This is a genomic window from Streptomyces sp. NPDC050534, assembly GCF_044457745.1.
Taxonomy (GTDB): domain Bacteria; phylum Actinomycetota; class Actinomycetes; order Streptomycetales; family Streptomycetaceae; genus Streptomyces.
On record NZ_JBITHF010000004.1, the window covers coordinates 165,797 to 191,992 of the forward strand.

Here is a 26,196-nt window from a genome sequence, read left to right on the forward strand (position 1 = left end):
GAGAGCCGGTGTCGGAACCGAAGCGAGGGCCGGTGTCGGAGCCGATGTCAGATCACGACCCCGTCTATCTGCAGCGTCTGCACCGACTTCGCCGCGAACGGCACCGCGACCGTCTTCCCGCTCAGGTGGGTGTCCGAGTACGCCTTGTACAGGTCCCCGCCCGTCGTCACCGTGTTCCAGCGCGGCACCAGGCCGCCCGAACCGCCGCTCACCGTCGAGAAGTTGGCGAGATCGAAGGTGAGGGTTTGGGCGGAGGCCGAGGTGTTGGCCGCCACGATCACCAGGCGCTTCGCACTCGCGTCGTAGGCAGCAGCCGCGTAGCTCACGCCCGTGTCGAGGATCTTCATGCCCGGGCGGATGTGGCGGCTGAACTGCGCCATGACGTAGTACTTCGTCGTGATGGCGCCCGGCTGCAAGGTGCTTGCGTCGTACGCGATCATCGCCCAGTTCGAGGACGGGTCCATCACCTGCCAGTAGACCCAGGCGGTGGGGTGGAGCCAGCGGAAGTCGTAGAGCAGGTTGCCGGCGAGCGTGATGCCCGTGCCGTCGTTGTCGCCGGTCTCGGAGTTCCACAGGGCCTTGCCGGCCGTCGTCACGACGTCGGTGTAGAGCAGGTCCCGACGGCCGCCCGAGCCCTGGTAGCCGTGGACGTTGACGCGGTTGACGTAGCCCTTCGTCGTCGAGGAGAAGGAGCTCCATGTCGTCCGGGCCAGGTCGTAACTGGTCTCGTCCGAGGCGGAGATCTTCGTGCCCGTCAGGCCGCGCTTGTCCAACTCGCTGCGCAGGTAGGGGAGTACGGCGGACTGGACGGTGGCGTCCATGTGGCAGCCCTCCTGGGTGCCGGTCGCCGTCCACCACGAGGACGAGGGCTCGTTGAACGCCTCCACCGTCGCGAAGTTCACGCCCCAGTTGTTCTTGGCGTAGAGGGCCACCGCGGCGAGGTGGGAGGCGTGCTGGCGGTAGTTCCAGGACTGGAGGTTGTTGCCGCCGTCGGAGGCGCCGGAGGGGTTGTGGTTCAGGCACATCCACCACATGGGGGAGTTGGCGAAGAGCTCGGTGGTGGCGCCGCGGGCCACCGCCTTCGTCAGCATCGCGCGCTGGGTGGCGTCCGCCGTCCACTTCCAGGCCGCGGAGGTCGGGTCCTCGTTGTTCCAGTCCTGCCAGTAGCCCTCGATCTGCTTGAAGGCGGGGATGTTGGGGGAGGCGACCATGCTCTCGCCGCTCACGGTGTTCGAGCTGCACGCGCCGAGGTTGTAGCGGGCGATGTTGAGGCCGAGGCCCGGGAGTGAAGTGCCGTTGTACGTCGTGGACTTGGTCGTGAAGAAGATGTCGGCGAAGTCGTCCCGCGCACCGAAGACGTTGGCCCACCAGGCGAGGGAGGTGCCCCAGCCTTCCCAAGTGCCGTACGAGGTACCGGGGTTGATCGAGATCGTGGCGTCCGCGCGTGCGGTGCCGGTCGCCAGGGCGCTGCCGAGGAGGGTGCCGCCCGCTGCGGTCAGCAGGGTTCTGCGTCGGATCATGACTTCTCCGCTTCGCTGCAGGTCCCGTTCATGACAGTCGTGCCGGTGGTGCCGGTCGTTCCACGAGGAAGCATCGGGTGTGGCGCGTGGGGTTGTCGAGGGTTCCGACAGGGCTTTCTAAAACCTATGTACGAAGTGCCGGACGGGTGGGCATCAGTGACTGCCGGACGTGCAGGGCGTACGGGCCTGGTGACTTGAAGGCGCTGCCCTTATCGTGCGGGCGGCCCGGTGGAGGAGGCGTACGGATGCGGGTTCCGGTCGTGCAGCACAGCAGCAGGCGGCGGCTGGCCCGGCGCCGGCGGGTGTGGTGGACCGGGGGCGAGGTCCTCGTCACCGCGGGCGTCGTGCTCCTGCTCCTGGTCGTGCAGCAGTTGTGGTGGACGAATCGGGAGGCGCGCCAGGGGGCCGAGCGGAAGGTGCAGTCGCTGGAGCGGCAGTGGGGTTCGGGCGGTTCCGGCGGTGACGCATCCGGCACGCCGGCGCCGTCCTCGTCGCCTGCACCCTCGCCCGAGCGGCACGCGGACACCGGCTCCAATCATCAACGCCCCGTGGCCGCCCACCAGTCACGCCCCACCTGGTCCCAGGCCTACGCCATCCTCACCATCCCCCGCCTCGGCCTCCGCGTCCCCGTCGCCGAGGGCGTCAGTAAGCCGAACGTCCTGAACAAGGGCTACGTCGGCCACTACATCGGCTCACAACAGCCGGGCCAGGCGGGCAACTTCGCGCTTGCGGGCCACCGGAACACCCACGGCGAGCCCTTCCGGTACATCAACCACCTGCGGCCGAAGGATGTCGTGCAGGTGGAGACCAGGAGCGCGACGTACACCTACGTCGTCGACAAGACGCTGCCGCAGACCTCGGCTCGCGACTCCGGTGTCGTACGGCCGATCCCGCGCTCGATCGTCAAACCGCGGTACGGGTACAGCGGGCCGGGCTACTACATCACCCTGACGACGTGCACTCCGGAGTACACGTCGCGGTATCGGCTGGTGGTGTGGGGGACGTTGGTGTCGATGCGGCCTCGGTACTAGCTGGCCAAGTTGCCGATCTTTACTCCACCTTGGTGTCTGCCTTACCTCTGGGATAACTGCTCTCCCTAGTGTCGTGGGGTTGGCATGTGCACAGAGTGAAGCAATTTGGCGCACGGGGTACGGGGGCTGGTTCGGGTGTCGGACCTGAAGAAGGAAGCGGTGTCGATGCACAAGGCGGCGTCGGGGCTGCGGGGCGTGGGTCATCACACGGCGAATCCGTTGCAGCAGTTCGAGGCGCAGTCGCGTGACTTGGACGCGCTGGGGGCGCTGGGTTCACTGCTGGGGGCGAAGGGTGAGATCGAGAAGGGCATGACCACCCTGGTCAAGCTGACCAAGGCCTTGGATGAGGAGTGGGAGGCGGAGGCGAAGCTGATCGGTGAGGTCTCCACCGCGTTCGATCTGCTGGACGTGTTGATCGCGGCGGCGGCGCAGGCCGGGAAGGGCTGAGCGGCAGCGTCATGGTCGACCTCAACCCTTTGCACTACGTCAACAAGTTCAACCACATGTTCGGCGACTCGATCGCCAGCGGGCTGGAGTTTTTGGGCATCTCGGATCCGGCGGTGGACCCGGACGGGGTGCGGGAGATCGCGAAGAAGTGGCGGCACCTGGCCACCGGCCTGGACGACGCCGCCACCGCGGCGGAACGTGCGCTGCTCGGCGTGGAGTGGGAGGGCAAGGCCGCCAAGGCCTTCACCAAGCGCTCCAAGGCGGCCCGTAAGCAGGCCACCGAGATGGCCCACTCGCTGCGCGAGGGCGCGAAGGCGCTGGACGACTTCGCGGACAAGGCGCACGAGTTGCTGTCCGAGATCGGCGTGATGCTCGCGGAGATAGCCGAGTTCGAGATCGCCGGCCTGGCGCTCTCCATCCTGACCGCCGGCGCCTCCGAGGTCGCCTCCACCCTGATGGCCGGGGAGCGGGCGCTGAAGGTGATGGCGCTGGTCGGCCGGATCGAGGAGGAGGGCACCGCGCTCGGGTCGGTGGTCCGCGGAGTGATGGAGGTCATCCGGGGCATCGAGCGGGCGCTGAAGGCGCTCAAGGAGATCCGCGGGGTCGCCGAGGTGGCCAAGATGGCCAAGGGCGGCATGGAGTTCACCGCGTTCCAGACCCTGCTGGAGGACCCGGGGGCGTTCAAGGACCCGGAGAAGCTGGCCGGGATCCTGGGCGAAGGCGCGCTGATGGGTGTGGGCTTCGGCGTGCTGGGCAAGGCGCTGGGCAAGGGGCTCAAGGCGCTGGGTCCGGCGGCGCTGGCCAAGCTGAGCAAGTCGCTGGGGCTGGACTGCGCGGCGTTCGAGCGGCTGAAGCTGAACCCGGGTTTCGACAAGCTGCCGGCCTCGGTGCGCAACCTGGTCAAGAAGTTCGTGCGGGACCCGATCGACGTGGCCACCGGCGACATGGCCCTGCAGCGGGTGGATGCCCGGTTGCCGGGCGTGCTGCCGCTGGTCCTGCAGCGCACGCACCTGTCCTCCTACCAGTTCGGCGGCTGGTTCGGCCCGAGTTGGGCGTCCACCCTGGATCAGCGGGTGCAGGCGGACGAGGAGGGTTTCGTGTTCGCGGCGGCGGACGGCGCTCGCCTGTGCTTCCCGCCGTTGGACCCGGAGGCCGACACCCCGGTGCGCCCGCTGACCCCCGGCTCCCGTCTCACCCTCGCCTGGGACACCGAGGTCGACGGCGCACTCCGTGTCGTCGACCCCGACAGCGGCCTGGCCCATGTCTTCCACTCGCCGGTGGCGGCGGTCGACGACACCGCCGTCGATCTGCCGCTGCAGTACATCGTCGACCGCAACGGCAACCGCGTGACCATCGTCTACGCCGAGGGTGACATCCCCTCGGCGGTCATCCACTCGGGCGGCTACCACCTCGCCCTCGACCACGACCCGGCCCGCTCCCGCATCACCGGCCTGCGCCTGCTCGACCCCGCCCACCCCCACCGCCCCGGCACCAGCCTGCTCACCTTCACCTACGACGAGCAGGGCCACCTGAGCGAGGAGTACAACTCCTCTGGTCTGCCGATGCGTTACACCTACGACGCCGACGGGCGCATCACCTCCTGGACGGACCGCAACGACACCATCTACTGGTACCGCTACGACGACCAGGGCCGCGTGATCGCCACCGGCGGCACCGCCGGAGCCTTGGCCTCCACCCTCACCTACGACGACACCGCCCGCACCGTCCACGTGACCGACTCCCTCGGCCACACCCGTCGCTACGAACACAACGAGCACCTGCGCCTGATCCGCGAGACCGACCCACTCGGCAACGCCACGACGCAGGAATGGGACGACGACCTTCAACTCACTGCGGTAACCGACCCACTCGGCCACACCACCCGCTATACGTACGACCAGCACGGGCACGTCGTCTCGATCGTGCGTCCGGACGGGCACGAGCTGAGCACACGGTACGACCAGGACGGACGGCCGGTGCTGATGAACCTGCCGGGCGGTGCCGTCTGGCAGCAGGAGTACGACGAGCGGGGCAACCGTACGGCGGTGACGGATCCGGCAGGTGCCGTGACCCGCCGCACGTACGACAGATACGGGCGGGTGGTGGCGGTCACCGATCCGCTCGGCTGTGTCACCAGTGTCCGCTGCAACGAGGCCGGGCTCGCGCTGGAGGCCACGGATGCACTGGGCGGAGCCACCCGTTACGACCGGGACCTGTTCGGGCGCGTGGTGGCCGTCACCGACGCAGGCGGGGCGACCTCACGCGTGGAGTGGACGGTCGAAGGGCGGCTCGTGCGGCGCACGGCACCTGACGGTGCCGTCGAGACATGGACGTACGACGGTGAGGGCAACTGCCTCAGTCACACCGATCCGCTCGGCGGGACGACGTCATTCGAGTACACGTACTTCGACCTGATCGCCGCACGCACGGACCCCGACGGGGTACGGCACACGTTCGTCCACGACACCGAGCTACGGCTGACGCAGGTCGTCAACTCGTCGGGACGGAACTGGAGATACGAGTACGACGCCGCCGGGCGCATCGTCGCCGAGACCGATTTCGACGGCCGTAACCGCGGTTACCTGCTGGACGCCGCGGGCTTTCTCACGGCTCGTACCAACGCGCTGGGACAGACGGTGTGTTATGCGAGGAACACCCTCGGGCAGATGGTCCGCAAGGACGTCGAGGGAGAGATCACCACCTTCGACTACGCCCCGTCCGGCCGGCTGACCCACGCGAACGGTCCCAATGCCACGCTGGCCATCGCTCTCGACGAGCGTGGACTGCGGCGGTCGGAGACGGTGAACGGCCGTTCGCTGCAGTGCGCTTACGACATGCTCGGCCGTCGCGTCCGGCGCACCACGCCGACCGGAGCGACCAGCGCATGGCGGTACGACGAGGCGGGCCGGGCGGCTGAACTCGCCTTGGCCGGGCGCTCCATCGGCTTCGAGCGTGACACGGTGGGGCGCGAGACCGCCCGGCACCTGGGCGGAGCGGTCACGCTGGCTCATGACTTCGACGAGGCGGGGCGCCTCACCACGCAGAGCGTGTTCGCGGACGCGGAGCTGGTCCAGCGCCGGTCCTTCACGTACCGACCCGACGGTGCCCTGGTGCAGATCGACGACCGGTCTGCCGGCAGCCGTCGATTCGACGTGGACGCGGGCGGCCGGGTCACCGCGGTGCATGCCGCGGAGTGGACGGAGACCTACGTCTACGACGAGGACGGCAACCAGACCTTCGCCCAGTGGCCCGCCAAGCACCCCGGCCATGAGGCCACGGGAGCGCGGGCCTATGACGGCACCCGGATCACGCGTGCCGGAAACGTCCGCTACGAACACGACGACGCCGGCCGTATCGTGCTGCGGCAGAAGGTCCGTCTGTCCAGGAAGCCCGACACCTGGCGCTACTTCTGGGACGCCGAGGACAGGCTGACATCCGTCGTCACTCCCGACGGGACACGCTGGCGCTATCTCTACGATCCGCTGGGCCGCCGCGTCGGCAAGCAGCGCCTCGCCGCCGACGGCGAGAGTGTCCTGGAGGAGACGGCCTTCACCTGGGACGGACATACCCTCTGCGAAGAGATCACCACGACGCGGGACCGGTCTCACGCGACGGTACTCACCTGGGACCACGACGGGACGCGTCCGCTCGCCCAGACGGAACGCATCGTCGACGCACATGCTCCGCAGGAGGAGATCGACCGGCGCTTCTTCGCGATCGTCACCGACCTCGTGGGCACTCCCACGGAACTCGTCGGTGAATCGGGCGGCATAGCCTGGCGTACGCGTTCCACGCTCTGGGGAACCACCGCGTGGAACGCGAATGCGACCGCCTATACGCCGTTGCGCTTCCCGGGCCAGTACTACGACGCCGAGACCGGTCTGCACTACAACTACTTCCGTACGTATGACCCTGAAACGGCGCGCTACCTCACGGCCGATCCCCTCGGTCTCGCCCCCGCCCCGAACCCCGTCGCCTACGTTCCCAACCCTCACATCTGGACAGACCCCCTCGGCCTCACCCCTGGGTGCGGCGAACCCGTCGGGCGGACGTTCGAAGAGGCCAAGGCGAAGGCTCTGCGGGATGCGGGAATCCCGGAAGGTGCGGAGCCTCTCGAGGCCGACAACTGGGTGAAGGCCACCACGCCGGAGTGGCAGGGCGCCAAGCAGTTGAAGGGTGAGGACGGCCAGATGATCTACTACACGGAGGAGACGTACGAGCACCCCAACGGCGAGGACCTCATCGTCTTCCAGGATCACTGGTTCGGTCACCAGAAGCCGGGTGAACCCGGATATCAGGGGCCGCATGTCCATGTGAGGCCCTTTGAGGACACCCGTAACGGGCAGGTTCCCGGTTGTGAGGAGCATTATTACTATGACCGTTGAAAGCCGTCTGGTGAATCCGGAGGCGCTCCGGTCGCTTTACGGCCATGTCCCCGGACTGACCGGCGTAGCGATCAGGTCGATCAATCTGAATCCCAGTGGTCCCACGGTCACGCTCCGCGTCGACCTGCCGTCCTTCCCGGAATCCGCGCCCCAGGAATGGCTCGACTCCGGTATGGACGCCGTCCAGTGCCAGCTCGCGTTCTTGGACGTGACGGAGATTTCCCTCACCCGCTGGGTGCCGCCGACGACGGGCGACGTGACCATGGAACCCTACGGCGATGACAAGCGGATGCGTGTCGTGGCCGTAGGGGCCGGGGTGGCGTTGGAATTCGAGTGCCATGAACTCGCGAAACTGAGCCATGTCAGTGCGTTCAGGAAGCAGCCGGCCGGCACGGACGACGGCCCCCATCGCTACCTGAGCAGACTGGACGCACGGCTGTACGACCGCCTTCCCGGACCGGAGGAGTACACGTTCTATGGGCGCTGACTGGCGACGGCTCCTTTCCTCGCAAGGCTTCTTGGCCGCACAGTACGGAGACCTTCCGCCCGCGCCGGATGCGTGCCGTCTCTTCTATGTGCACTTCGACGAGCGTGGAAACTCCGCGACCCTGGGTTTCGAGACCCGTGAGTTTCCCGTGAACCCGCTCCAGGAATGGGTGGAGAAGGGGCTCAACGCCTTCGAGTTCTATCTCACTTTCACGCACCTTACGGACCTTCGCGTAACCGGCTGGGGCCACACGGAAGCCCAGAGGGTGGGACTGGCCGTCGATGAGGACGGCCGGCTCCTGGACGTGACCGTCGGATCCGATACCTCCGGAATCGCCTTCCGGGCGTCCGCGGTGCGCCTGTCGAAGTCACGTGCCTATCTGGCTTCAGGCAGCCGCTGAGGAGCGATCCCGGTACTGCACCGATCGGGCCCCTGCCCACGATTCCGTGGGGAGGGGCCCGATGGCGTCCCGGTTACGGCAACCCGTGCACGTGCGCCCCCACCGAGCTCGACCACGAACTACCCGCCGACGCATCCCAGTTCGTGGACCACGTCATCGCGCCCCGCAGGTCCGGGTACGTCTTGGACGGCTTGAAGGAGCCGCAGCCCGTGCCCTTGGTCAGGCAGTCCAGGGCGTTGTTGACGACCGTCGGGGAGACGTAGCCGCTGCCCGCCGCGCTGGTGGAGGCCGGGAGGCCGAGGCCCACCTGGGAGGGGGAGAGGCCGCCCTGGAGCTGGATGCAGGCCAGGGCCGTGAGGAAGTCGACGGAGCCCTGGCTGTAGACGTTGCCGTCGCAGCCCAGCATCGAACCGCTGTTGTAGTACTGCATGTTGACGACCGTGAGGATGTCCTTCACGTTCAGCGCGGTCTGGAAGTAGGAGTTCGACGTCGACTGCATGTCGATCGTCTGCGGTGCCATCGTGAGCACGAAGGACGAGCCGGCCTTGGACGCCAGCGAGTGCAGCGCCTGCGACATGTAAGTCGCGTTGAGGCCGTTCTCCAGGTCGATGTCCACGCCGTCGAAGCCGTACGTCTGCATCAGCGAGTACACGGAGTTGGCGAAGTTCGTCGCCGATGCCGAGTCGCTGACCGAGATCGTGCCGTTCTGGCCGCCCACGGACACGATGACCTTCTTGCCCGCGGCCTGCTTCGCCTTGATGTCCGCCTTGAACTGGTCGACGGTGTAGCCGCCGAGCCCCGCGGAGTCCAGGTTGAAAGTCACGGCGCCCGGCGTAGTCGTGGCGTCCGCGAAGGCCACCGCGATGATGTCGTACTGGGAGGAGACGTCCGAGAGCTTCTGGACCGTCGCGCCGTTGTTGAAGTTCTGCCAGTAGCCGGTCACCGCGTGCTTGGGCAGGGAGACGCTCCCGTTCCCGCCGTCGGCGGCCGTCGTCGCGGTCACCGTGCCCGACTTCGGCGACTCGCCCGCCGAGTTCGTGGCCGTTACCTGGAAGGAGTACGAGGTGGACGCCGCAAGGCCGGTCACCGTCGCCGACGCTCCCGTCACCGCCGTCACCTTCGTGCCGTTCCGGTAGACGTTGTAGCCGGTGGCGCCCGAGACGGCGTTCCAGGCGAGGGACGCCGAGGTCGAGGTCGTGGACGACACCGACAGGCCGGAAGGCGCGGCCGGCACCGTCGGAGCCGGGTCGCTGCCGCCGCCCCCGTCCGGGCCGTACACCGAGATGTCGTCCGCGTAGTACGGCGCCTGGCCGTACCAGCCGTGCGTGTACACCGTCACCGAGGTCGTCGACGAACCGGTGGTGAAGGTCGTCGACAGCTGCTTCCAGCTCGACGAGTCGGGGGTCCACGTCGAGACGTCCGTCGTGCCGGTGCCGGTCACGCCCAGGTATGTGTACCCGCCCTGCACCCAGGCGCTCAGCGTGTACGTGGAGTTGGGCTGCACCGCCACGGACTCGCTGCACTGGGCGTTGTCCTGCCCGGCCGGCGTCGCCTTCAGCGCGGCCGCGCCGCTGTGCACCGGGGAGGAGACGGTCGTGCCGCTGTTCGCGCTGCACGTCCAGTTGCCGAGGCCGGACTCGAAGCCGGCGTTCCTGGCGTTGTTGACGTCCGCTGCGGACGCCTGGCCCGTGCCCGCGAAAGTGAGGGCGAGGGCGACGGTGGCCACTGAGGCCCAGAGCCGTGCCGATCTTCTGCGTGGGGACATGACAATAAGTTGGTCCAGACCAATTGAGCTGTCAAGAGGTCCAGACCAACTTCCCTCACACTCACAGGCGTTCGGTCACGGGTGCGCGGCCGGGATCCTCACGCCTCCCGGCCCTCCCACCACTTGTCCAGCAGCAGTCCCATCGAGCACCCCGCCAGCAGGACACCCGTCGACATCCACAGCGCGAGGCTCGACACGCTCACCAGGTCGGGGCGGAGCGACAGCGTCAGCAGCTGTCCCGCCGCCGGCACCGCGCACGCCGCCGCCACATGGCGCCCGGGAGTCCGGCGCCACGGCTCCGGATGCGCCCGCGCGGCCGCCCAGGTCGCGAGGACGACGCAGAGCAGGTTCGGGATGTGGACGAAGACCAGCGCCGCGCCGAAGGAGCCAACCCCCTCGGGGCCCACCGCGTTGTCGTACACCGCTTTGACCTGGATGTACTCCGTGACGACGAGGACCAGGACGCCCACGGCCCAGGACCGTACGAATGTCATCGGCCGCCTCCGAAAGCCTCGTGGCAGAGCAGGATCGTGAAGCCCAGTGCCGCCAGCCCGCAGCCCGCCGTGAGGGCCAGGGACTGCAGGACCGGGGACCAGCTGCCGCGGCCCGCGACGGTCGCGGTTCCCTGCGGATCGAGGGGGTCGTAGGTGACGGCGACCGGGCTGCCCTCGTCGGTCGACCGGCCGGCCAGGTCCTCGAACTCGACCTGTGTGCCGTCGGCCGTACGGAAGGCGAAGAAATGACGGGTGGCGTCCGAGCGGTTGTACGGCTCGCTCTCCACGCGGACGCACTCCCCGGACGTGCGCACCCCGCGCCGCAGCACCCGCGCCACCGTGACCAGCCGTCGGGCGTACTTGACCGCGATCGCCCCGAACAGGGCGATGAGCAGGACGAGTACGACGTAACCACCGCCCGGTACGTGCACGGCTAGTGCACCTCCACCGACTTGACGATCTTGTTCAGATCCGCGTCCGAGAGCTTGCCCTCGACCGCGTCGATCCGGACCGCGAACGTCTTGTCCGAGGAGTCCAGGCCCGTCAGGATCACGCCCTTGACCGGAGTGCCCTTGGGCGGATCGCCGTCCTGACCCGTCGACTTGAAGCTGAAGTCGATCCGCTTGGCCCCGTCCGCGCCGGCCAGCTTCACGTCCTTGTCGCCCTTGACGCTCGCACCCATCTGGATGCCGGCCTCGGCGGCGATCGCGGCCTGCTCCGCCGAGTTCGCCTGAGTGAAGTTCAGCTGGACCGTGATGATCGAGACCGTCTTTCCGTTCTCCGTGCGGACGGCCGCCGCGGCGTTGTACCTGCTCCGCTCGGCGTCGGACTGTTCCTGGTATCCGCCCGAGCCCTTCGGGTACGAGACATCGACGCCCTTCGTCTTCAGCGTCCCCCAACCACCGGGCACCGAGGCGGAGTTCGAGCCCCCGCCTCCGCACCCGGCGAGGAACGCGGTCAGCAGGCCGGCGGCCAGGAACGTACGGCGGGTCTTCATCAGCGGGAGCTCCCCTCTCGTCAGTTCGCACAGTAGCTGTAGGGAAGGTAGGAGCGGCTGCTGCCGCGAGGGGCGCCCAGGAACTGCGCGTCGGTCAAGGTCTCGGACTTCTTCTCGGTGCTGATCGACAGGCCGAGGCTGAGGCCGAGGTTCAGCTCGAAGCCGTACTCCGCCGCGTTGACCTCGCCGGTGTAGTTCATCCGGCTCGACCTGCCCTTGTCGAACATGAGCTGCCCGAAGGGGTCGTCGGCGCCGGGACGGCTGGTCGGGGCGTGGTCGTCGAACATGTACTTGAACGGCGTGGCGATCTGCTCGTTGTTGCTGTCCAGCCACTGCTCGCCGATCGCACGGTCCTTGTCGCCCGCCGGGCCGGGGTCGAAACTCACGGAGTTGGTGACGATCTGGATGCCGGTGGAGCTGTCCGTGCCCTTCTCGCCGACACTGCCGCCCCGCTTGTCCTTCCCGTCCTTGCCGTTGTCGCCGCCGACCCTGGCGCCGTCCTTCTGGCCGCCGTCCTCGACGGTGCGGGTCATGTCGATGCGGACCAGCTTGCCGCTCGTCTTGTCGTAGGTGACCGTGATGGTGCCGGTCTGGGTGCGGGAGGCCGAGTAGTCGCCGCCGAGCGGGCCGGCCTGGTAGCCCACCTTGGTGCCGTACTCGATGGACGAGGAGTAGGTGTACGACTTGGTGTTCTTGTAGGCGTTGTCCGTCCAGGTCACCTCGGGCGAGTACTTGAAGTTCCCGCCGAGCGTGGCGCTGAGCTTCTTCTCGTCGGCCATGGAGAACTTGATGCCCGCGGACGCGGACGCGTCCAGGCCCACCTTGCCGTAGGTGATCTTGCGGTTGTCGCCGAGGTGGTCCTTGACCCGGTTCTCGGTGTCCTCCTCGTCCTTGAGCGGGCCGGTGCCGAAGAGGTAGGCGATGCTGTCGCCGAGGCTGGCCTCCGCGCCGCCGGGCATCTCCCGCCGCATCTGGTACATCTGCAGCTTCTCGACGTCGTCCCGGAACTGCTTGGCCTCGTCGGGGCTCTCGAAGACCCAGGTGTCGCCGTTGGTGACCTTGATCCCCGCGCCGAGCTCCACCTTGTCGGTGCCGAACTTGCCCACCTTCATGCCGGGTTGGAAGTCCTTCTTCACGCCGACGGACGCGGCGTCGGTGAAGGTCAGATAGACCAGCTCGTCCTTGTCGTCGACCTTGCCGTCGTGGTTGACGTCCGTCTTCGCCTTGAGGTGCTGCTCCTGGAAGCCGTACTCGTTGCCGATCTCCCAGAACAGGATCTTGGCCTTGGAGCCCGCCTTGTCGGTGACCGAGGAGACCTGGCACAGGGCCGGCTCGTAGTCGGCGTCGGTCAGTGGCTTGCCCGCATCCGGGCCGCCCGCCGAGCAGTTGCCGCCGCCGGCCACCTTGCAGATCTCGGCACCGATCTTGTCGTAGATCGTCCGGCCGACGCCCGTGGCCGAGATGCCGAGCACGATCGCCGCGGTGACGACGACCATCCCGAGGTACTCGGTACCGGTCGCGCCGCGGTCGTCGTATGCGAATCTCCGTCGTGCGTGCGGTCGTATGCCTCCCCCGCGAGACATGCGCACCCCTCCTTGGCGGATGGTGTGGTTGTTGCCGACGGCGGCGACGGTAGGCGCGGGGAGTGCCGGGCGGCGTGGGCCCGGGGGCCCAAACGGAGGCCCAGAGTCGGAATAGGACCGGCAAGATGCTCAACCTGCCCCGTTTTGGCGTGTCTTGTGAATCGACAGTTGCCCACCAGCTACAGAAACGCTGTTCTCCGGTCACAGAGGCGTGGATACAGTGCTGAGGTAGTCACGCAGTGAAGTCATATCGGTGTACCGGAGTAACCCCGGTGGACCGACGGCGTAACACGGGGAGCTGCGCGTGCCAACTGCCATTGCCGTGACCAGTGCCGACATGGCGCTGCCACCGCAGGACGAGCGGACGCTGCCCGCTGTCGTCCTCCAGGACCTGGACAAACAGCCGCTCGAGCAGGCGCTGGCCGCGGTGCAGAGCCTGATCGACCAGTACGGGCATCTGATCGTGGTGTGCTCGCAGGCGGTCTCCCGCGGGGTCGACAGACGTCTGCACACCATCCGCTCCCTGCTGGAGAGCGACCGTATCGCCTTGTTCTGTCCGGAACTGCCCCCACTCGGACTCGCGGTCCTGGCCCGCCAGTTGAGGCAGCTGGCCTCCTGCGACCTCAGTCCCGGCGTCCTTGCCTCCGCGGGCCGCCTGCTCACCCACTACATCCACTCCGGCGCGCTGCTCGGCTCCGTCGCGCGGCTCGACCGCGTCCCCGTGGGGCTGAAGTCGCACGCCAAGTCGTGGGTGCCGGGCAGCCAGTTCGGCGTCCTCGCCCATCCCGAGCCGCAGTTGGTGAAGATCGCTCCCGGCGCCGAGCTGAGCGGCCCGGAGTTCGGCACGTGGATGCTGGTGGCCAAGGGGCAGCTGCAGTCCGACTGGGTCACCGCAACTCTCGCGCAGTCCTGGAGCGTCCAGGGACTGAAGGAAGCGCCGCTGCCGGCCGAGTCACAGAACTGGTGGGGTACGGGCAAGCTGATCGAGTTCGCCGCCTATCTCCCCGACCTGTCCGTGCTGTACCAGCTGGTCACGTCGGTGCGGCAGGGCGTCTGCCATTGGTGCGGCATCGACGTCATCGGCGACCGCTGCGTCTTCTGTTCCGCCACACCACCGCTCGTCGAGAACCAAATCACCGCCGGGTGAGTCCTGAACCTCCAGACGCACCGCTCGCACGAATCCATTCCGCTCGACCGATATCCCCAATGAGGTTGTACGGTTCATGAACTCCCGTCAGCGCCGCGGCGTGCTACTCCTGCTCCTGTCGGTCATCTGCGCCCTCGGCGCGTTCGCCGGCGTCCTGTCCGTCATCAGCGACGTGAAGTCCAAGGTCGGTCCGGAGGTCACGGCCTACCGGGTCAAGTCGAACGTGCCGCCCTACACCCAGCTGAACACGGGCCAGTTCGAGAAGATCCAGATGCCCAAGCGCTGGCTGTCGCACAACGCGATCACCAATCTGCGCGAGATACAGGGCAAGATCGCGGTCACCACGCTCCAGGCGGGCTCCCTGCTGCAGAGCGACATGATCGTGAACCAGCCCGCCCTGCAGCCCGGGCAGCAGGAGGTCGCCATCATGATCGATGCGGCGACCGGTGTCGCCGGCAAGATCACGCCGGGCTCCACCGTCAACGTGTACGCCACCTTCGCGGGCGAACGGGAGGGTGACCCCGCTCAGTCCAAGATCATCGTAACAAACGCCAAGGTCATCGACGTCGGCGAGATCAAGGCACTCGAACCGGGCCAGAGCGACAAGAACCAGCAACAGCCCACCGACGCCGTCCCGATCACCTTCGCCCTCTCCACGCTCGACGCCCAGCGCATCACCTACGCGGAGTCGTTCGCCCAGCGGGTCCGGCTCGCGCTGGTCGCGCCCGGCAGCGACACCACGGTCCCCGACCGGGACCGGACGTACCAGCTCGCGAAGGACAAGTGAGAGGCCATGCCCACGAGGATCCTCCCGGCCGTCGGTGACGTGGACGCGGTCCGGTCCATCACCACACTGCTCAGCCAGCTGCCGGACGCCGAGCCGGTGGCCCCGGTCGCCGACTCGACACAGCTCATCGACACCCTCGCGCGGCTCGCCGCCGAGTCGATCGACGAGCTGCCCGAGGTCGTGGTCGTGCACGAGCGGATCGGCCCGGTCCCGGCCCTGGAGCTGATCCGCGAAGTCGCCCTGCGCTTCCCCGCGGTGGGAGTCATCCTCGTCACCTCCGACGCCGGTCCCGGACTGTTCCAGGCCGCGATGGACTACGGCGCGCGCGGGCTGGTCGCGCTCCCTTTGAGCTACGAGGAACTCGCCAGCCGCGTCCAGGCCGTCGCGCAGTGGTCGGTGGGCGTACGGCGCCATCTGGGCTCCGGCGGCGACGTGTTCACCGGTATCGGCGGCACCGTCGTCACGGTCTGCGGGGCGAAGGGCGGCGTGGGAGCGACGCTCACCTCGATCCAACTGGCGCTGGCGGCACAGGCGTCGGGGCGCAGCACCGTGCTGGTGGACATGGACCTCCAGACCGGGGACGTGGCCTCGTATCTGGACGTGCAGTTCCGCCGCTCGGTGGTGGACCTGGCGGCGATCACGGACATCTCCCCACGGGTGCTCGCGGACGCGGTCTTCCGCCACGACACGGGAGTGGCCCTGCTGCTCGCGCCCGGCGAGGGCGAACGCGGCGAGGAAGTGACGGACCGGGCCGCGCGGCAGATCGTCAGCGCGCTGCGCTCCCGCTACGAGGTCGTGGTCGTCGACTGCGGTGCGCAGCTCAGCGGCGCGGGAGCGGCCGCGGTGGAGATGGCGGACACGGCCCTGCTGCTCACCACGCCGGACGTGGTCGCCGTACGCGGCGCCAAGCGGACCGTACGGATGTGGGACCGGCTGCAGATCCGCAAGGCGGAGGAGACGACGGTGGTCGTCAACCGGCACACGCGCGGCACGGAGATCCAGCCGCCGCTGATCCAGAAGATCACGGGCACGGCGGTCGCCGCGACCGCGATCCCCGCGAACTTCAAGGAGCTTCAGGGGGCGGTGGACGCGGGCCGCGTCCACGAACTGGACAGCAAGGGCGTGGTGAAGCAGGCGCTGTGGGCGCTGGCGGGGGAGCTGGGACTGGTGAAGGTGACGGAAGGGACCCAGAAGGGCGGCCGGTTGCGAGGCGGCGACCGGGGTTCGGTCAGTTTCCGGCGGCGCAAGGAGTGAGGGGCATGGGGGAGCGCATGCGTACGTCATGGAGAGGCGGAGACCGCGGCCAGGTCACCATCGAGTTGCTGGGCATGACGCCGACGATCATCGTCACGCTGGTGGTGCTGTGGCAGCTCGTGCTCGTGGGGTACGCGTTCACGCTCGCGGGGAATGCTGCGGACGAGGCGGTGCGGGCGGGAACGGCGGCGGCCGGGTACGACCGCGAGGCGAAGTGCGAGCAGGCGGGGCTCGACAAGCTGTCGGGCGCGTGGAAGGAGGGCACCACGGCGACGTGCGGCGGGTCCGGCACCGGCTACATCACCTCGGACGTCCGCATCGAGGTCCCCGTCCTCTTCCCCGGCACGATCAACTTCCCGCTCACCGTGAAGGGCCACGCGGGCGCCGTCGAGGAGGCGAAGAACTGAGATGTCGTACGGGAGGAAGAGCCGCGACCGGGGTCAAGTCGCCCTCGAATACCTGGGGTTCCTGCCGATCCTGCTGATTGTCGCGATGGCGGCGGTGCAGCTCGGCATCATCGCCTACGTCGCCCAGCAGGCGGGCACGGCCGCGCGCGCGGGCGCGCGCAGCGCCTCGCTTCAGCAGGGGTCGGAGCAGGCCTGCCGGGACGCCGTCAGCGGCTGGGTCGACGTCAGGAGCTGCCCGGCGTCGGCCGGCCCGGACGAGGTCACCGTCACCGCCACCGTGCACATCCCGTCCGTCTTCCCCGGCTACGACGGTTTTGGAGACGCCCACAAGAAAGCCACCATGCCGCTCGACCACTGAGGCACTGCGAGGAACACCATGAGCCTGCGGGCACGTATCAACTCCCCCGAGGAGAACGGCAGCAAGGGCGAGGACGGCCACATGGTCGCCTCGTACCGGGCCAAGCTCCTGGAGGAGATCGACCTCGCCGAGATGAGCGCGCTGGCCGCCGCCGAGCGCCGCGCCCGGCTCGAGCGGGTGCTCGGGCACATCATCAGCCGCGAGGGCCCGGTGCTGTCCACGGTCGAGCGCTCGCAGCTGATCCGCCGGGTGGTGGACGAGGCGCTGGGCCTCGGCATCCTCGAACCGCTCCTCGAGGACGCGTCCATCACGGAGATCATGGTCAACGGCCCGGACGCGATCTTCGTCGAACGCGGCGGCAGAGTGGAGCAACTGCCCCTCCGCTTCCCCTCCCACGACCAGCTGATGCAGACGATCGAGCGGATCGTCTCGACGGTCAACCGCCGTGTGGACGAGTCGAATCCGATGGTCGACGCGCGCCTGCCGTCCGGCGAGCGGGTGAACGTGATCATCCCGCCGCTGTCGCTCACGGGCGCCACTCTCACCATCCGCCGCTTCCCGCGCTCCTTCACGCTCCAGGAGATGATCGGCTTCGGCTCGCTGGACGAGCACATGCTGTATCTGCTGGCGGGCCTGGTGCAGGCCAAGTTCAACGTCATCGTCTCGGGCGCGACCGGCACCGGGAAGACGACCCTCCTCAACGCCCTCTCCGGGATCATCCCGGACGGCGAACGCATCATCACCATCGAGGACTCCGCCGAACTCCAGCTCCAGCAGGCGCATGTGATCCGCCTGGAGTCCCGTCCCCCGAACGTCGAGGGCAAGGGCCAGGTCACCATCCGCGACCTGGTCCGCAACTCCCTGCGTATGCGCCCGGACCGGATCGTCGTCGGTGAGGTCCGCGGCGGCGAGTCCCTCGACATGCTCCAGGCGATGTCGACGGGCCACGACGGCTCCCTGGCCACCGTGCACGCCAACAGCGCGGAGGACGCGCTGATGCGGCTGAAGACCCTGGCGTCGATGTCCGAGGTCGAGATCCCCTTCGAGGCGCTGCACGACCAGATCAACAGCGCGATCGACGTGATCATCCAGCTCACGCGCTTCGCCGACGGCGCCCGCCGCATCACCGAGGTCGCGCTGCTCGACAGCCACGGCAGCGAGCCGTACCGGCTGGCGACGGTGGCCCGGTTCAACGCCCAACCGATGGCCTCCGACGGACGTATCTACGGCGCCTTCGAATACTTCCCGCTCCCACGCCGCACCGCGGACCGCCTCTACATGGCGAGCCAGCCGGTCCCCCAGGCCTTCGGCGTGGCCCAGTCCGCAGACCAACTGGCGACAAGAGAAGCGAATTAGGATGGATCTGCAAACCCTCGTCACGCTCACCACCGGCATCACCCTGCTGACCTGCGTCCTCGGGGTCATGGGTCTGCACGCCTACGCCATGGGCAAGGCCCATCGCCAGGAACTCGTCGACCGGCTGTCGGCCACCGGCCAGATCCCCATCGGCGGCAAGCGGCGCCGCTTCCGCAACCTGGACCGCCGGCTGCGCCGTACGAAGCTCGGCAAGAAGCTGGAACTCCGGCTGGCGGCGACCGGCCTGGACATCACGCCGGGCGAGTTCTTCGTCTACATGCTGGCCACGGTGGCGGGGCTGTGGCTGATCGGACAGGCCACCCTGGCCCCGTTCTTCGGGCCGCTGGCCGGACTGCTCGGAATCTGGGTGGCGCTGCAGTTCCTCAACTGGCAGCGGCAGAAGCGGATCGAGAAGTTCATCAACCAACTGCCCGAACTGGCCCGCATCCTGGCGAACGCGACCCAGGCGGGCCTGGCGCTGCGCACGGCCATCGGGATGGCGGCGGAGGAGCTGGAGGCACCGGCCGGTGAGGAACTGGGCAAGGTGGCCAACCAGTTGGCGCTCGGCGCGTCGATGGACGACGCACTGGGCGAACTGGCGGACCGGCTGCCTTCACGCGAACTGGTCGTCCTCGTGACCACGTTGGTCCTGTCCAACCGCGCGGGCGGCCAGGTGGTCAGCGCCCTGCGCAACCTCACGGAGACGCTGGAGGAGCGCAAGGAGACCCGGCGCGAGGTCCGCACCCAGCTCTCGCAGGTCAACATGACGTCGTACGCCGTCCCCGTCCTGGGCGTGGGCTCGTTGTTCCTGATGAACGGCGTCAAGACCGGCGCCCTGGACCGGATGACCGGCTCCCCGCTCGGCCAGGGCGCGGTGATCATCGCGTTCTCGCTCTACGCGGTCGGCTTCATCCTCATCCGCCGTATGTCCCGTATCGACGTCTGAGACGTCCGAGAAGCCTGGAGGGAGGACGACCATGGGACTTCTGCTGGCACTGGTGATGGGCCTCAGCATCTGGGGCGTCTTCGCGGGCATCCGCATGTACCGCGCCGACGCGCGACTTCCCGGAGACCTCGCGCTGGCCCTGGAGGTCGGCTCCACCCGCACCGGCGCGGTCGACTCGCTCGTCGACCGCCTCGGCATGCGGTACGCGCCGGCGGTCCTGCGGCTGATGGGCCCCAAGATGGTGGCCCGGTACCGCCGCAAGATCGACCTCGCGGGCAACCCGGGGGGCCTGACCATCGACCGCTACGCGGCCCGCCGCGCGGTCTACGGCTTCCTCGGCGGCGTCGGCGGCCTGGTGTTCCTGATGAAGGGCAACCTCATCGTGGCCGTCATCCTGTTCGCCTTCGGCGCGTTCTGGACGGAGGTCGGCATCTGGGCGGCGATCCGCGTCCGCAGGGACGTCATCGAGCGCACGCTGCCGGACTTCCTGGACGTCCTCGCGGTCGTCGTCAGCGCCGGCCTCGGATTCCGCCAGGCCCTGGACCGGGTGGCGTCGAAGTACGAGGGCCCGTGGGCGGACGAACTCCGCATCACCCTGCGCCAGATGGACCTCGGCATGAGCCGCCGCCAGGCCTTCGCCGAACTGCGCCGCCGCAACGACTCCGAGCAGGTCGCGATGTTCGTGACCGCGCTCCAGCAGGGCGAGGAACTCGGCGCGCCGATCGTCGACACCCTGGTGTCCCTGGCGAAGGACATGCGCCGCACGGACGCGCAGAACGCCCGCCGCAAGGCGGCCCGCGCGGTCCCCAAGGCCACCATGATGATCACCACCTTCATGGTCCCGGCCACCATGATCCTCCTCGGCGCCGGCCTGATCCTCGGCTCCGGCACCGACTTCGGCTCCCTCACGGGCAAGTAGGACGGGGTGACGACGGACATGGCGACGACGAGCGAACGCACGGGCCTGCTGCGACGGCGCCCGAAAACCCCGGAGATCACCACCCCGCCCGCAGGCACGGTCCTCCCGCCCCACGTCCGCACGGGCGCCCCCGACATCCCGGTGACGTCGGTGACACCGGCACTGCCGCCGGGTTGGGAACCGGCGGGGATGCGGCTGGCGGGGGTGCCGGCGCAGCCGGATCCGCGGGGTGTGGGGCCGGTGGCAGCGGCGGGCGCTGTTGTGGCGGAGAGACTGCCGGCAGTCGCCGATGGTGCGGGACCCTCACAGGGGCCACCGGCAGTCGACGACGAAAGCAGCACGGGGGGTGCGGGTGTGAACCCAAACCCGGCCGAAGGCCGGGTGCCCACCCAACAGCCCGCACCCGGCAACGCGACCATCCCGATCCAGGTCAACGCCCTCCAGGCCATGTGCCGCCAGGTATTCGGCTTCCGCCTGGCCATGATCGCCCTGGCCGCCCCCGCCGCCCTCGTCAACGCCTCCCCGGGCCTGGCCACCCGCCTCGTAGGCGCAGCGGTCGTAGTCACCTTCATGGGCTCCTACGTCCTCTTCAGGGACTGGGAACGCTTCGGCCCCCTCCTCCTGCGCCACCCCACACTCCTCGCGGTGGACACCCTCTTCGGCTCCCTGCTCCTGATCTCCGCGGGCCCGGACACCACCCTTGCCTACGTCAGCGTCTGCACCCCGCTCCTGGCCGGCATCGTCTACGGCTGGCGTGGCGCGGCGGTGTTCGCCTCCCTCCAGTCCGTGATCCTCTTCCTGGTCTACGCGGCCACGAAGGACCTGCACGCGGCTCCCGCGGAGTCCCTGCTCCTGCCCGGCCTCTGCGTGATCGCGGGCGCGGGCGGCTCGACACTGCGCAACCTGATGCTCCGCTTCGGCGCGGCGACCCAGGCCCTCACCACCGTTCAGGCGCGCCTCGCGGTCACGGAGGCGGTCAGCGCCGAACGGGCCCGCCTGGCCCGCGAGATGCACGACTCGGTGGCCAAGACCCTGCACGGCGTGGCGCTTGCCGCGGACGGCCTCGCCGGATCCGCGGGCGCACCGCACATGGACGCGAAACTCGTCAAGCAGCAGGCTGAACTGGTCGCCCGCTCGGCCCGCAGGGCAGCGGCCGAATCCCGCGAACTCCTGGCCGACCTGCGCCGCGAATCGGACCCTGAGCACGCCACCGACGTGCTCGTCGAACTGGCCGCCCGCACGCGGGACTTCAGCACCCGCACCCGCCTCCCGGCCGTGTACCGCCCCACCGGCGAACACACCGTCCCGCCCGTGCCACCGGCCGTGGCCCGCCAGCTCCTGACGATCGCCTCGGAAGCGATGGAGAACGCACATCGCCACGCGGGCCCGACCCGCATCGACGTCAGCGCGGGCGTCCACGGCGACCTGCTCCGCATCAGCGTCTACGACGACGGCCGCGGCCTGCCCTCCGGCACGAGCCTCGAACAACTGCGCCGTGCGGGCCACTTCGGCCTGGTCGGAATGGTCGAGCGTGCCGCATCGGTCGGCGCCCGCATCCGCATCGGCCGCGGCGGCCATCCCAAGGGCACGGAGGTCCGCCTGGAACTCCCACTCGCGGCCCTGACCGCGGCGCCGTCGCCCTCACCCGCATGAGCACGCCGTATCCATCCCCCCACGAACCCTCGCAGAAGAGAGGAGGCCAACTCCCCATGCCGGACCCGACGAATCCCCACCCCGGCTCCCAGGAGCCGCCGCCCAAGAGCCCGTTCGAGGCGTTCCCCCCACCCGCACCGCTCAAGGTCGTGGTGGCGGACGACAACCCGGTGGTCCGCGCGGGCCTCACGGCCCTCCTCTCCGGCCGCTCCGACATCACGGTCGCGGCGGAGGCGGCGGACGGCCGCCAGGCATACGAAGCCGCGCTCCAGCACCGCCCCGACGTCGTCCTCCTGGACGTCCGCATGCCGGGCGTGGACGGCATCTCGGCACTCCCGTACCTCGTGCACATCGCCCCGGTCGTGATGCTCACGTACAGCAGGGAGTCGGAAATCGTCCAGGAGGCCCTGCGCCGAGGCGCCGGCGGCTACCTGGTGCACGGAGAGTTCACCGCCGACCAACTGGTCGCGGCGATCCGGGACATCAAGGAAGGCCGGCCCCACTTCACCCCGACGGCGGCGGGAGCACTGCTGGCGCAACTCCGCCAGGGCCAGAACCCCGTCGGAGGAGTGCCCCTCCCCGAGGGTCTGGGCCAGGCCGATGCGACTGCATACGGAAATACATCGGCGAGGCCCCCGTATCTCCAAGCCGAAGTGCCAGCTCTACCAGGCCATTTCGACACCCATCGGCCCCCCGTTCCCGGTGTTTCCGCAGAAAACCTTTCGCAAATGCAACCGGATGTGGGACAGTCGTCGTCTGGATGGTCGAGTGGCCGCCCGGCCGCTCCGGACAGGTCACGGTTCCAACTGAGCACGAGGGAGGCGGAGATCATGGACCACATCGCGTCCGGCATGAACAACCAGCAGATCGCCGCCACCTGCTTCATCAGCGAGAAGACGGTCAAGAACCACATCAACCGCATCTTCGCCAAACTCCACAGCACCAGCCGCTCGGAAGCGGCCGCCAAGTGGCTGGGCACGGCGCCCGGTTCGGGCCGAGGGGTGGGGTGACCTGCGGTGAAGGTGCGGGGGAGTGGTGACCTGGGCCTGCGGACCCAGCCGACGAACGTGTCGTCCCAGCGCGGTGGTTGGGCCTCGGATTGGGCCCGCGATTGGGCCCTGGGACCCTCCGTCGGGCGGGGTGTTCCGCCGTACGTTTCTCGTGTCGAAAGCGGCACCGGCAAGGAGGAAGCCGGTTACGCGAAAGGCACAGAGACGCAGGAGTCGGCCGGTACACGGCCGGCCGAACCCGGAGGGGAACACCATGAGCGACCTGATGCTGAAGACCGCCGTTGCGACCCAGGTGCGTGTGAACAACTGGAAGAACACCACGGTCGAGGCGGTTCGGCGCCGAGCGGGCGACAAGGGCCAGACCGCGGTCGAGTACCTGGGCATCATCGCGGTGGTCGTGGCGATCGTTCTGGCCATCACGGGCACGGATGTCGGCAAGACGATCCTCGACAAGATCAAGGCGCAGATCACCAAGGTCGCCCCTTGATCCGACCTCGTCGGTACGGCGATGCAGGGCAGGCCTTCCCCATCTACATCACGGTGGTGGGGGGCCTGCTCTTCCTTGCGTTCGCCTACTTCGCGGTCGGCCAGGCCGCGGCGAATCGGAACGGTGCCCAGACGGCCGCCGACGCGGCGGCCCTCGCGGCGGCCCAGGAGACCCGGGATCAACTTGCCGGCGTGTGGGTGGAGAACGTACGCGACCCGACCAAGTGGCAAGGCATCTTCAACGGCGACGGAGCGATGTTCAACGGCTGCGGACGCGCGGGGCAGCTCGCGTCGCAGAACGACGCGACCTTGATCCCGCCTTGCGGGACGACGACGGTGCCCTTGAGCTACACGGTTTATGTGCAAGCTAACAAGCCTGTTGGGGAATCCATCGTCCCTGGCACGGAGAACCAGCACGCGCATGCGAGTGCCACTGCCGTGATCGAACCGCTCTGCACGTTCAAGCCCCTGGCGAGGGACGCCGGCGCAGACGTGCTGCCGCGGCTCTCCTGCAAGGACAGGGACTGGGACCTGGACCCGAAGCACCTCACCGATCTGCCCGGACCCGAGGACCTTTTCGACGTCCATCTGGCCGATCCATCAGCGAACGACGAGTGAAGAAGGACGAACAGGCATGAGCATTCGGTTCACTACGAAGGCCCGCAGGGGGATGGTCGCGTTGACTGTTGCGGCCGGTCTGGCCCTCGGTGTGGCCGGTTGCGGTGGCGGAGGCGACGACAAGAAGCCGGACACATCGGCTTCTGCCTCCAAGGACGGTGGATCCAAGCCGAGTGCTCAGCAAGGGCAGTCGGAAGAACCCTTGGCCGAGCTCAAGGGGCCCGACGGGCTCACCTTGAAAATCACGTCGGCCAAGCGGGACTCCGGCGGATTCCTCACCATCAACGGTGAGCTCAAGAACGACGGAAGCGAGGCGGCGGTCCTCTCTTCTCAGCTCACCGGCAACGAGACCGAGATCATGAAGAACGGCCAGTCCTTCGGTGGAGCCACCCTTGTCGACACGAAGGGGAAGAAACGCTACTACGTGCTCCGGGACACGGACGGGCGTCCGCTCACCACGACCGGCGTCCAGGACGTGAAGGCGGGAGGAACCGTCTCCGTCTTCATGCAGTTCCCCGCGCCTCCGGCGAGCACGACCGAGGTGGACTTCCAACTGCCGACGTTCTCCACCGCCAGCGTCAAGATCTCCGCGTGAGGCCGGCCATGACCCGTACCCGTACCCGAGCGACGCCACCGCGCCTCGCGATGGTCATCACCGCCGCGACAGTCATGGTCGCCGCGAATCTCTACGGCGCGGTGACGGCCCACGCCGACGAAAGCCCGAGCACCCCGCCGGGCACCGAGGCGTCCGCCTCCGCTCCCGTCAAGGTCGACCCCAACGACCCGGACCTGAAGCTCCCCGAGGGCGCGACTCTGGCCTCTCCGAAAGTCCTCGACATCAAGTCCGTCGTGGAGGACCAGAGCGGCACCGAACGCCGCGAAGACACCAACACCGACGTCACGTTCGCGCTCCAGGCCGAGGTCCTCTTCAGCAAGGACAGCGCGAAGCTGAGCGGCGAGGCGAAGTCCCGCATCGCGACGATCGCCGACGAGGTCAAGAACCAGAAGGCGACCAAGGTCCGCGTCTTCGGCTTCACCGACAACCTCGGCTCCTCCGCCCACGGCGACGTCCTTTCCAGGCAACGCGCCAACGCCGTCCAGGACGTCCTGGACCAGCAACTCAACGACCCGAACATCACCTTCGAGGTACGCGGCTACGGCGAGCAGTACCCCATCGCCGACAACTCCACGGAGGAGGGCCGTAAGAAGAACAGGCGGGTGGAGGTCACGTTCCCGCGGGGCGAGAACGGCAACTGACGCAGGTCGTAAGACGCATGGGAAACCACCGGGGCTTGTCCCACGCCGTCACGGGCGAGGGGCAGGCCCCTTCTTACGCGGGCTGTCAGGTGTCAGTCCCGTCGTTCTCGGCAGTGTCGCTGGGCATGGCGATGACGAACACGCCCTTGCCCTGGACCCCCTGAACAACACCTTCGGCTTGCAGCAGCTCGACGGCGGACTTGATGGTGCGCCGACTGACCGAGCCTCCCGTCTCCTGCTCCAACTCGTACTGGGACGGAATGCGGCGGCCGACCGGGATCTCGCCACGGCGGATCCGCTCGCGCAGGGCCGATGCCAGCTGCACGTACATCGGGGTGATGCTCTCCCGGTCGATCTTTATCATGCCTCGGAGCGTAAAAGGTCAACCCAGGTCCGCATAGGACGACCTCTTACGTGAGAAGACGTACCAGGACGTACCAGGTTGCCCTACAGTTTGGAGCAGTAGACCCCCGCGACGGGTGGAGCCGTCCGGGGGCACGGCCACCAACCGCATGGAGGTTGACGACAGTGAGCATTATCCACGCGTTGCTGTGCAGGGTGTTGGCTCTGCTGGCGCCCGGCACCGGTACCCGGCGAGCGCACCCACGCCCCGCCGCACCGACCCCCGCCTGCGCTCCGGGCGCGCCCTGCCAGGTAGCCGTACCGCTTCCCGCCCACCGCTCCCCGTACGGGCTGCCCGAGCCGCTGGACGGTCGCGCCTCCGCGTTGGCGCGCCCGTACGTGCTGGCTGCCGAACGGGATCGTGAGCGGGAGCGTGCCCGGCGACGCCGGATCACCTTGGTCCTGGCAGCGGACTTCGGCATCGACCTCGACCGGCACGTGGTTGGTGCAGCGGAGAGGGCGGCGTGATGGAGAACGGGGGTTCGGA

The 26,196-nt window shown here is 68.5% G+C and carries 26 protein-coding genes; 19 read left to right on the forward strand and 7 right to left on the reverse strand.

Annotation, left to right across the window (positions count from 1 at the left end; translation table 11 throughout):
* Positions 1 to 47 precede the first annotated feature (47 nt).
* On the reverse strand, positions 48 to 1,520 hold the full coding sequence (locus ACIBN2_RS15065; protein WP_399134780.1) for a beta-1,6-galactanase: 1,473 nt from the start codon (positions 1,518 to 1,520) through the stop codon (positions 48 to 50).
* A 245-nt stretch (positions 1,521 to 1,765) separates the two neighbouring features.
* Here ACIBN2_RS15065 and ACIBN2_RS15070 point away from each other — a divergent pair, with 245 nt between their 5' ends.
* The 5 genes from ACIBN2_RS15070 (at position 1,766) to ACIBN2_RS15090 (ending at position 8,270) form a co-directional block, all read left to right on the forward strand.
* Positions 1,766 to 2,551 carry a class E sortase gene (locus ACIBN2_RS15070; protein ID WP_399134781.1) on the forward strand — a complete coding sequence of 262 codons (786 nt, stop codon included), beginning with the start codon at positions 1,766 to 1,768 and terminating at the stop codon, positions 2,549 to 2,551.
* A 135-nt stretch (positions 2,552 to 2,686) separates the two neighbouring features.
* The gene (locus ACIBN2_RS15075) at positions 2,687 to 2,998 is read left to right on the forward strand and encodes a hypothetical protein (RefSeq protein ID WP_399134782.1); all 312 of its coding nucleotides are present in this window, start codon (positions 2,687 to 2,689) and stop codon (positions 2,996 to 2,998) included.
* Between the two features lie 11 nt (positions 2,999 to 3,009).
* Positions 3,010 to 7,383, forward strand: a complete 4,374-nt coding sequence (locus ACIBN2_RS15080; protein ID WP_399134783.1) for a DUF6531 domain-containing protein — start codon at positions 3,010 to 3,012, stop codon at positions 7,381 to 7,383.
* Positions 7,373 to 7,870 (forward strand): Imm50 family immunity protein, encoded by a 498-nt coding sequence (locus ACIBN2_RS15085; RefSeq protein WP_399134784.1) that lies wholly within the window; start codon positions 7,373 to 7,375, stop codon positions 7,868 to 7,870. The genes ACIBN2_RS15080 and ACIBN2_RS15085 overlap by 11 nt, the downstream gene beginning before the upstream one ends.
* Positions 7,860 to 8,270, forward strand: a complete 411-nt coding sequence (locus ACIBN2_RS15090) for an Imm50 family immunity protein (RefSeq protein ID WP_399134786.1) — start codon at positions 7,860 to 7,862, stop codon at positions 8,268 to 8,270. The genes ACIBN2_RS15085 and ACIBN2_RS15090 overlap by 11 nt, the downstream gene beginning before the upstream one ends.
* A 73-nt stretch (positions 8,271 to 8,343) precedes the next feature.
* Here ACIBN2_RS15090 and ACIBN2_RS15095 read toward each other — a convergent pair whose 3' ends face one another.
* The 5 genes from ACIBN2_RS15095 to ACIBN2_RS15115 all read right to left on the reverse strand — a co-directional run bounded on the left by ACIBN2_RS15095 (position 8,344) and on the right by ACIBN2_RS15115 (position 13,109).
* Positions 8,344 to 10,035 carry a chitinase gene (locus tag ACIBN2_RS15095; RefSeq protein WP_399134787.1) on the reverse strand — a complete coding sequence of 564 codons (1,692 nt, stop codon included), beginning with the start codon at positions 10,033 to 10,035 and terminating at the stop codon, positions 8,344 to 8,346.
* A gap of 98 nt (positions 10,036 to 10,133) precedes the next feature.
* A complete protein-coding gene (locus tag ACIBN2_RS15100; protein ID WP_399134788.1) occupies positions 10,134 to 10,529 on the reverse strand; it encodes a hypothetical protein in 396 nt (131 codons plus the stop codon).
* The gene (locus tag ACIBN2_RS15105) at positions 10,526 to 10,960 is read right to left on the reverse strand and encodes a DUF3592 domain-containing protein (protein WP_399134789.1); all 435 of its coding nucleotides are present in this window, start codon (positions 10,958 to 10,960) and stop codon (positions 10,526 to 10,528) included. Before ACIBN2_RS15105 ends, ACIBN2_RS15100 begins: the two co-directional genes overlap by 4 nt.
* Positions 10,961 to 10,962: 2 nt before the next feature.
* Positions 10,963 to 11,526: a hypothetical protein gene (locus ACIBN2_RS15110; RefSeq protein ID WP_399134790.1), complete on the reverse strand. Its 564-nt coding sequence runs from the start codon at positions 11,524 to 11,526 to the stop codon at positions 10,963 to 10,965.
* A 20-nt stretch (positions 11,527 to 11,546) separates the two neighbouring features.
* Entirely contained in the window at positions 11,547 to 13,109 is a 1,563-nt protein-coding gene (locus tag ACIBN2_RS15115) for a Flp family type IVb pilin (protein WP_399134791.1), read from the reverse strand.
* A 337-nt stretch (positions 13,110 to 13,446) separates the two neighbouring features.
* On the opposite strand from ACIBN2_RS15115, the gene ACIBN2_RS15120 reads away from it, so the two are divergent.
* The 14 genes from ACIBN2_RS15120 to ACIBN2_RS15185 all read left to right on the forward strand — a co-directional run bounded on the left by ACIBN2_RS15120 (position 13,447) and on the right by ACIBN2_RS15185 (position 25,307).
* The gene (locus ACIBN2_RS15120; protein WP_399135249.1) at positions 13,447 to 14,256 is read left to right on the forward strand and encodes a hypothetical protein; all 810 of its coding nucleotides are present in this window, start codon (positions 13,447 to 13,449) and stop codon (positions 14,254 to 14,256) included.
* A 76-nt stretch (positions 14,257 to 14,332) separates the two neighbouring features.
* Positions 14,333 to 15,043: a Flp pilus assembly protein CpaB gene (gene cpaB, locus ACIBN2_RS15125; RefSeq protein ID WP_399134792.1), complete on the forward strand. Its 711-nt coding sequence runs from the start codon at positions 14,333 to 14,335 to the stop codon at positions 15,041 to 15,043.
* Positions 15,044 to 15,049: 6 nt separating this feature from the next.
* On the forward strand, positions 15,050 to 16,297 hold the full coding sequence (locus ACIBN2_RS15130) for a CpaE family protein (protein ID WP_399134793.1): 1,248 nt from the start codon (positions 15,050 to 15,052) through the stop codon (positions 16,295 to 16,297).
* Between the two features lie 5 nt (positions 16,298 to 16,302).
* Positions 16,303 to 16,704 carry a pilus assembly protein gene (locus tag ACIBN2_RS15135; RefSeq protein ID WP_399134794.1) on the forward strand — a complete coding sequence of 134 codons (402 nt, stop codon included), beginning with the start codon at positions 16,303 to 16,305 and terminating at the stop codon, positions 16,702 to 16,704.
* A 1-nt stretch (position 16,705) separates the two neighbouring features.
* A complete protein-coding gene (locus tag ACIBN2_RS15140; RefSeq protein ID WP_399134795.1) occupies positions 16,706 to 17,062 on the forward strand; it encodes a TadE/TadG family type IV pilus assembly protein in 357 nt (118 codons plus the stop codon).
* A gap of 18 nt (positions 17,063 to 17,080) precedes the next feature.
* Positions 17,081 to 18,418 carry a CpaF family protein gene (locus ACIBN2_RS15145; RefSeq protein WP_399134796.1) on the forward strand — a complete coding sequence of 446 codons (1,338 nt, stop codon included), beginning with the start codon at positions 17,081 to 17,083 and terminating at the stop codon, positions 18,416 to 18,418.
* Between the two features lies 1 nt (position 18,419).
* Entirely contained in the window at positions 18,420 to 19,364 is a 945-nt protein-coding gene (locus tag ACIBN2_RS15150; protein ID WP_399134797.1) for a type II secretion system F family protein, read from the forward strand.
* 31 nt (positions 19,365 to 19,395) lie between these two features.
* Positions 19,396 to 20,283, forward strand: coding sequence for a DUF5936 domain-containing protein (locus ACIBN2_RS15155; RefSeq protein ID WP_399134798.1), 888 nt, complete (start codon positions 19,396 to 19,398; stop codon positions 20,281 to 20,283).
* Between the two features lie 18 nt (positions 20,284 to 20,301).
* Positions 20,302 to 21,936 (forward strand): histidine kinase, encoded by a 1,635-nt coding sequence (locus ACIBN2_RS15160; protein ID WP_399134799.1) that lies wholly within the window; start codon positions 20,302 to 20,304, stop codon positions 21,934 to 21,936.
* Positions 21,937 to 21,992: 56 nt separating this feature from the next.
* Entirely contained in the window at positions 21,993 to 22,946 is a 954-nt protein-coding gene (locus ACIBN2_RS15165; protein WP_399134800.1) for a response regulator, read from the forward strand.
* Positions 22,947 to 23,199: 253 nt separating this feature from the next.
* Positions 23,200 to 23,433 (forward strand): hypothetical protein, encoded by a 234-nt coding sequence (locus ACIBN2_RS15170; RefSeq protein ID WP_399134801.1) that lies wholly within the window; start codon positions 23,200 to 23,202, stop codon positions 23,431 to 23,433.
* Positions 23,433 to 24,050: a pilus assembly protein TadG-related protein gene (locus ACIBN2_RS15175; protein ID WP_399135250.1), complete on the forward strand. Its 618-nt coding sequence runs from the start codon at positions 23,433 to 23,435 to the stop codon at positions 24,048 to 24,050. The genes ACIBN2_RS15170 and ACIBN2_RS15175 overlap by 1 nt, the downstream gene beginning before the upstream one ends.
* Positions 24,051 to 24,066: 16 nt before the next feature.
* Positions 24,067 to 24,645: a hypothetical protein gene (locus ACIBN2_RS15180; protein ID WP_399134802.1), complete on the forward strand. Its 579-nt coding sequence runs from the start codon at positions 24,067 to 24,069 to the stop codon at positions 24,643 to 24,645.
* Positions 24,646 to 24,653: 8 nt separating this feature from the next.
* Entirely contained in the window at positions 24,654 to 25,307 is a 654-nt protein-coding gene (locus tag ACIBN2_RS15185; protein ID WP_399134803.1) for an OmpA family protein, read from the forward strand.
* Positions 25,308 to 25,392: 85 nt separating this feature from the next.
* Here the strand turns inward: ACIBN2_RS15185 and ACIBN2_RS15190 are convergent, their stop codons facing one another.
* Positions 25,393 to 25,671 carry a GntR family transcriptional regulator gene (locus ACIBN2_RS15190; RefSeq protein ID WP_399134804.1) on the reverse strand — a complete coding sequence of 93 codons (279 nt, stop codon included), beginning with the start codon at positions 25,669 to 25,671 and terminating at the stop codon, positions 25,393 to 25,395.
* Positions 25,672 to 26,196: the final 525 nt, after the last annotated feature.